Below are 5,862 nucleotides of genomic sequence, written 5' to 3'. Positions count from 1 at the left end.
CGCGACCGTCAGCACGGCCGGCACGTTTTCCCAGCGGCCGGCATCCGTCCGGGAAAGCAGCACCATGGTGGCGTTCGCAATTCCGCCGATGTCTTCACCGGTGAGTGCGGACACCGTGGCGCGAATGAAAGCGCCGTGCGAGACGAGAATCAGGTTGCCAGGATGCCGGTCCACCAGGTCGTCGACGACAGCGGCACCACGGCGCCGAACATCTTCGACGGGTTCCGCATCGGGGAAGACGCGATCCGCCCACTTGGCGGCGATGTCTTCGGCGGTCGCACCGTCGGCCTGCCCGAAGCTGCGCTCGATCAGGTCGTCGACCGTGCCAGCGAACGGGATGCCCGCACCGTGGCTGATCTCCCGCGCTGTCGCGGAGGCACGCGAAAGCGGCGAGCTGAGCACGAACGACCAGTCCTCCCGTGAGAAGCTCCCGGCGAGCACACGCGCCTGCTGCACACCGGTCTCGTTCAACGGGATGTCGGCACGGCCCTGCAAGCGTCGGCGACGGTTCCAGTCGGTCTCACCGTGGCGCACGAGGGCAATAGTCGTCATACTTCCACCGTAGCTGAGGCGCTCCTGAGGGATGCCTGTGCTACGCCCGGCGCCGGTGGCCATCTTCGACAGGCAAGATCTCACTTCGCCGGGATGAATGGCAAGGTGCGGAAAGGGCAGTGCACGCTGAACGGTGTCGACTTCGGCTGCCTCGACGGTGGGCCGCTCTTCACCTTCAAGGAGTCGATCTCGTTCGTCTGCCGGGACCAGGGCGAAATCGACCGATACCGGCCGAGCTCTCGCACATCCCCGAGTCAAAACAATGCGGCTGGCGCAAGGATCGTTTCGGGATCAGTTCGCAGATCGTTCCGGCCGACATGAACGAGCACACCCGTCGAACCGAGCAGATTCAGGTGATGATGCAGCAGAAGAAGACGGTGATCGCGGAACTCGAGACCGCCTGACGTGCGCCGCGGCATCCGCGCTACGCGTCCTGCGGCACCCGCACGGTCAGCCCCCCGGGCTTGATCCGGATCCTCACCGCCTGGGCGGTACCCATCCCGTCGCCGTCGAGCTCGATCTCCTCCGCACGGCTGAGACGCATCGTCAGCGAGGTTCCCTTGACATAGTTGAGCGCCTTGATATCCTTCTTCGGCAGTTTGCGACCCAGCTTCGTGCGGTGCAGCACGCCGTTCTCCCAGAGGATCTTGAACGTGATCTGCATCCAGTGGAACGGGTTCTCCGGCCGCAGAATGAGGATGTCGAACTGCCCGTCGTCCACGGCCGCGTCCGGCAGCAGCAGCACGTTCGCCTGAAGCGACCCGCAGTTGCCGACGATGATGGTGTGCGCCCGCACCGACCTCGCCCGGTTGTCGTCGAGCTGGTAGCGCACCCGCAGCTCGTTCTTATCGGTGAGCGCTTTGAAGATGGCACCGACGTACGCCAGCCAGCCGACCTTCGCCTTCAACTCCTCGTCGGTGTTGGCGAGCATCTTTGCGTCCAGTCCGAGGCCGGCCATGACGAGGAAGACATGGTTGGTGAGCGAATTGTCACCGTGACGGATATCGATGAGGCCCAGGTCGACCCCCCGGTTCTTGCCGGAGAATGCGGAATGGATCGAGTGTTCGAGGTCGTCGAGGGTGAGGTCGAGGTTGCGGGCGAGGAGGTTCCCCGTGCCGGACGGCAGCAGTGCGAGTGTCGCCTCGGTGTCGTGGATCGCCTCCGCCGCGGCGCGGACGGTGCCGTCGCCTCCTGCGACGATGACCATGTCCGCACCGGCCTCGACCGCTTTCCTGGTGACACCCTGGCCTGGGTCCTCGACCGAGGTCTCGAAGTAGAGAGTCTCGCCCCAGCCCGCAGCTTGCTGCTCGGCGCTGACGACGGCTTTGATGGCGTCAAGGTCGACCTTGATCGGGTTGTAGATCACTGCGGCGACGGAGGTCCGGGATGCTTGCGGTGCGGTCGCGTCGGTGGAGTTGGTCGTATCCGTCATGAGTTCAGCTTCCTGTACTTTCGAGCGTGTGTGAAGCGAGAAGGGAAAAACGTCTGGAAAGCGTGAAGCCGCCTCGACTGGGTCGAGACGGCTTCACGCTTGAGCGGCCAGGTGGCCAGGATCGACTAGTTGCGGTCGTCGCGGTCGCGTCCACGAGTTCCGGCCTTGGCGATGCCACGGCTCAGGATGTATGCAACAGTGACGAATGCGACGTACTGCCACGCGTGGTCGGCGCCGAAGCCCTGACCGTCCTCGCCGTTGTCGACCATGGCCGAGGCGACCAGGATCGCGAGTGAAACGACGATCCACGCGTAAAACTCGGTGGTCTTGAATGCGGGCTTGGTTTCGACTGTCACGCGGCGAGCAGTAGTGGTGTGTTCGGTGCGAGCGGCGCCGGGATTGTGCGACATTTTTATCTCCTTTGTAGGGGACGGAAGACTTTTCCGACGTATCTCCCGGCAACTGCCGGGACCTCGATGAGCTTATTGAGCGCGTGAGCCGCGGACCAAAATCGACCGGAGCCTTGACAACCTCGGTGAAGATCCGCTAACTAGCGTCGGAAGTTCCTGAGCGTGGTCTCAAACAATCCCTTCACCGGGCGTTGCTGCTCCCCCTGCTGAGCGCCGAGCACGATCATCACCAGGGTGAGAACGGGAGTGATCCACTGCAGCACTTTCTGCACCCGCTGCGCCGTCGCCAGCCCTTCGGTTGCGTTGGGCGCCGGTTCGGTGATTCCTTCCGCTCCCTCACTGGAACGGTCGTCGATGATCTTGCCGAGCACACCCGAAACCACCGTCGTCGCACCGGCGGCGACCGTGACGCCGAGCTTGACCGCCGTGTTGGTGCGGCTCTCGGCCTGGTTCTTCAGGCGTTCCTTGTTGCTCGCGATGAGGCCTGCTCCGCCGATCCCGTGGATGATGATGGCCACCAGTTCGACCGGCAACCACCTCCACCAGCCGATGGAGGCAAGCTTGAGTCCTTCAGCCGAGGAGCGGGCCTGGGCGGCGGCGCCGTTGAGTCCGACAGCGCCCATCAGGGACCCCCCGAACCAGGCGGCCAGGCCGACGTCGTGCATGCTTCGGACAAGAGTGTTGCGGCTGGGCATGAGAGTCCTTCCCTTGAAACGGTGAGTGTTCACAGGGAACCTACGCCCGGATGTTACTGCGAGGCAGGGACTTGACAGCTGTTCAGGCGCGGATCATTCGAGGTTCAGCGAACCGGTCCGAGCGCTCCCGCCGACTCTTGCAGGTAGCAGACCCCGCACAGCGACTCGTAGGTCACCTCGACGCCATCGATCGCGACCTGGTCGCCATCGAAGATGAACCGGTCGCCGACCCTCCGCCCGTTGAACAGCGCCTTGCGGCCGCAGCGGCAGATCGTCTTGAGCTCCTCGAGGGTGTGGGCGACCTCGAGGAGGCGCCGGCTGCCGGGGAACGCGACAGTCTGGAAATCGGTGCGGATGCCGTAGGCCAGCACCGGGATCCCCTCGAGCAACGCGATTCGAAGCAGGTCGTTCACCTGCGCGTCGGTGAGGAACTGAGCCTCGTCGAGCAGAAGACAACTGATGTCTGTGCCGTTCCTGGCGAGCGCCGCAGCACGGTGGTGCTGGAAGAGCGCGTAGACGTCGGCATCCGGTTCGATCACGAAGTCGACGGGGCGATTCACCCCGAGCCGGCTTTCGATGTTCGAGTCGGCTTTGGTGTCCACAGCCGGTTTGGCGAGAAGAACGTGGTGTCCGCGTTCTTCGTAGTTGAACGCCGCCTGCAGGAGGGCCGTGCTCTTGCCGGAGTTCATCGCGCCATAGCGGAAGTAGAGTTTTGCCACGGCTTGAGTTTAGTGGCGGCTATGAGACGGCGCTGTCGTCCCAATGCCCCTGCGTCCTTTCGGACGGGCGGCCGAAGGCGTGGTCGAGGGGCTGGTCGAGGGCCACTCGGTAAGCATGCTCCAGTTCGCGCCCGGCGGCTGCCCACGTCAGCTGCTGCGCACGGGAGAGCGCCGCCGAGCGGAGGAACCTGCGCACCTTCTCCTGACTGTGCAGCAGGTCGATGTGTCCGGTCAGCGCGTCGACGTCGCCGGCCTCGTGCAGGAGCCCGTTCACGCCGTGCTCCACCATGGCGCCGCTCGCCGTCGAAACCAGCGGGATCACCCCGGCGCCCTGCGCTTCATAGGTGACGAGGGCGCTGCCCTCCTCAACGCTCGGCAGAAGGAGCACGTCGGCCTTCGCGAGGGCGGCGCCGGGCTTCTCGGTCGGCCCGCAGACCGTGATCGACCGGTGCGCGAGCGCCGGTCGCAGGACATCCTGGTATTCCGGGTCGAAGGTGCCGTAGATCAACAATCGCCCGGTTTCGCTCGCGGGTGACGCATGCCACGCGCGAAGCGCGTAGTGGAGCCCTTTGCGGGGAGCGCACCGGCCGAGAAAGACAGCTGTGAACGGATGCTTCGTGTCGCGGACCGGGACGCGGATCTCTAGCGGGTCGAACCCGTACTGATGCCGGATCAGACGGAAGCGGTCGAAGCCGCGCGACATGAAGGAGTCCGCGACGGCATCCGATGGCACCAGGAGCGCGGTGGCTGCAGCGTATTCGCGCTCTTCGACTTCGAGCCGGTCGCCGTCGCCGATGGGGGAACCGGCAGCAGGGGCCTGCAGGCCGAGGAGCGAGTACTCCCGCCTGACAGCGGTGCAAGCTTGAAGGATGTGCGTACCTGGCGCCTCCCTCAGGCCGACCACTCCGAGGCTGCGCGCGAGTTCGAGGGTCCGCGCTGCAGCGAGCGGCCAGGTGTGAACGACATCGAACCGGCCGGTGGCGAGCACACGGCGCGCGCGCCAGTCGTGCCAGGCACAGGCACGGGCACGGCCGAGGGGGCGTTCCGGGATGCGACGCCCGGCCAGGTCGAAAGAGCGGACGAGCGATCGGATGCCGACGACAGCGCGGGCGACGCTCGCCACGACAAGAGTGACGTCGTGCCCCGAGCGAACCAGCTGATTCACCTGATGCCAGGCGATCGCTCCGGAACCGGGACTGCCGATCGCCCCTGGAAAGCTGTACAAAACGCTGAGCGGCGCGGACCTCGCGCCACCGATTCCTGCTGCACCCACAGCGAACCATCACCCTCTGACACCGACGTGGGGGTGTCACCCTCCGGGTGCGTTCAGAGACGCTCAGGTTCGACCGGAGTACGGTCCGAACCCTCCGGTTGGGGTTCAATATACCCGCTATCGTGAGCATTGCTCAATTTGAATCGCTGAGGGTTCCCCCGAACGGGGGCAGGTGGTAGTGACCGGTTCCGTCTGCCGCTTCTCAGCGGGTGATGGCGAGCGCTTCGGCGGTTTTCGTCAGCACAGCGCTGGCCTGCGCGGGGTTCGCGTTCAGGAGCATCCCGTAGCTGGGGATCAAACCACTGATCTGCGGTTCCCACTGCGAGAACTCGTCCGGGAAGCACTTTTTCAGCACATCGATCATGATCGGAACAGCCGTCGAGGCCCCTGGCGACGCCCCGAGCAGCCCTGCGATAGTACCGTCGCCCGCCGCAATGACCTCGGTGCCGAACTGCAGCACCCCGCCCTTTTTCTCGTCCTTCTTCATCACCTGCGCGCGCTGGCCGGCCGTGATGAGGTACCAATCCTCGGGCTTGGCGGTCGGCATGAAGGCCTGCAGCGAACGGAACTTCTTCGATTTACTGGCGAGCAGCTCACCGACCAGGTAGGTGATCAGGCTCGGGTTGTCCTTCGCGACGGCGAGCATCGGGATGAGGTTCGACGGTCGCACCTGCGTGACGATGTCGAGGATCGACCCGTTCTTGAGGAACTTGGGGCTGAAGCCCGCGTACGGGCCGAAGAGCAGGCTCGACTCTCCGTTGACGACGCGCGCGTCCAGGTG

The 5,862-nt window shown here is 65.0% G+C and carries 8 protein-coding genes; 1 reads left to right on the top strand and 7 read right to left on the bottom strand.

The window, feature by feature from the left end; genetic code table 11:
* On the bottom strand, positions 1-552 hold a 552-nt coding region (locus JWP90_RS02115; protein WP_297359099.1), incomplete at its 3' end, for a histidine phosphatase family protein.
* 93 nt (positions 553-645) lie between these two features.
* Here JWP90_RS02115 and JWP90_RS02110 point away from each other — a divergent pair.
* The gene (locus JWP90_RS02110; protein WP_297359097.1) at positions 646-873 is read left to right on the top strand and encodes a VOC family protein; all 228 of its coding nucleotides are present in this window, start codon (positions 646-648) and stop codon (positions 871-873) included.
* 103 nt (positions 874-976) lie between these two features.
* Here the strand turns inward: JWP90_RS02110 and JWP90_RS02100 are convergent, their stop codons facing one another.
* The 6 genes from JWP90_RS02100 to JWP90_RS02075 all read right to left on the bottom strand — a co-directional run.
* Positions 977-1,984, bottom strand: a complete 1,008-nt coding sequence (locus tag JWP90_RS02100; RefSeq protein WP_297359095.1) for a diacylglycerol kinase family protein — start codon at positions 1,982-1,984, stop codon at positions 977-979.
* A 125-nt stretch (positions 1,985-2,109) separates the two neighbouring features.
* Positions 2,110-2,394 (bottom strand): hypothetical protein, encoded by a 285-nt coding sequence (locus tag JWP90_RS02095; RefSeq protein WP_297359093.1) that lies wholly within the window; start codon positions 2,392-2,394, stop codon positions 2,110-2,112.
* A 140-nt stretch (positions 2,395-2,534) separates the two neighbouring features.
* Entirely contained in the window at positions 2,535-3,089 is a 555-nt protein-coding gene (locus JWP90_RS02090; RefSeq protein ID WP_297359091.1) for a hypothetical protein, read from the bottom strand.
* 104 nt (positions 3,090-3,193) lie between these two features.
* Positions 3,194-3,808: a thymidine kinase gene (locus tag JWP90_RS02085; protein WP_297359089.1), complete on the bottom strand. Its 615-nt coding sequence runs from the start codon at positions 3,806-3,808 to the stop codon at positions 3,194-3,196.
* 19 nt (positions 3,809-3,827) lie between these two features.
* On the bottom strand, positions 3,828-4,973 hold the full coding sequence (locus JWP90_RS02080) for a glycosyltransferase family 4 protein (RefSeq protein ID WP_367182657.1): 1,146 nt from the start codon (positions 4,971-4,973) through the stop codon (positions 3,828-3,830).
* A 310-nt stretch (positions 4,974-5,283) separates the two neighbouring features.
* Positions 5,284-5,862: malate:quinone oxidoreductase (locus JWP90_RS02075; protein WP_297359086.1), on the bottom strand; the 579-nt coding region annotated here is incomplete at its 5' end.

It is taken from the genome of Mycetocola sp. (assembly GCF_025464835.1).
GTDB lineage: Bacteria > Actinomycetota > Actinomycetes > Actinomycetales > Microbacteriaceae > Mycetocola_A.
Note: the sequence above shows the minus strand (reverse complement) of the source record. Positions and strands in the feature narration are given on the sequence as shown.

Bases quoted from the DNA above. Each gene is read 5' to 3' on its own strand.
- JWP90_RS02095 (WP_297359093.1), bottom strand. From the start codon at position 2,394: ATGTCGCACAATCCCGGCGCCGCTCGCACCGAACACACCACTACTGCT.
- JWP90_RS02090 (WP_297359091.1), bottom strand. From the start codon at position 3,089: ATGCCCAGCCGCAACACTCTTGTCCGAAGCATGCACGACGTCGGCCTG.
- JWP90_RS02110 (WP_297359097.1), top strand. From the start codon at position 646: ATGAATGGCAAGGTGCGGAAAGGGCAGTGCACGCTGAACGGTGTCGAC.
- JWP90_RS02100 (WP_297359095.1), bottom strand. From the start codon at position 1,984: ATGACGGATACGACCAACTCCACCGACGCGACCGCACCGCAAGCATCC.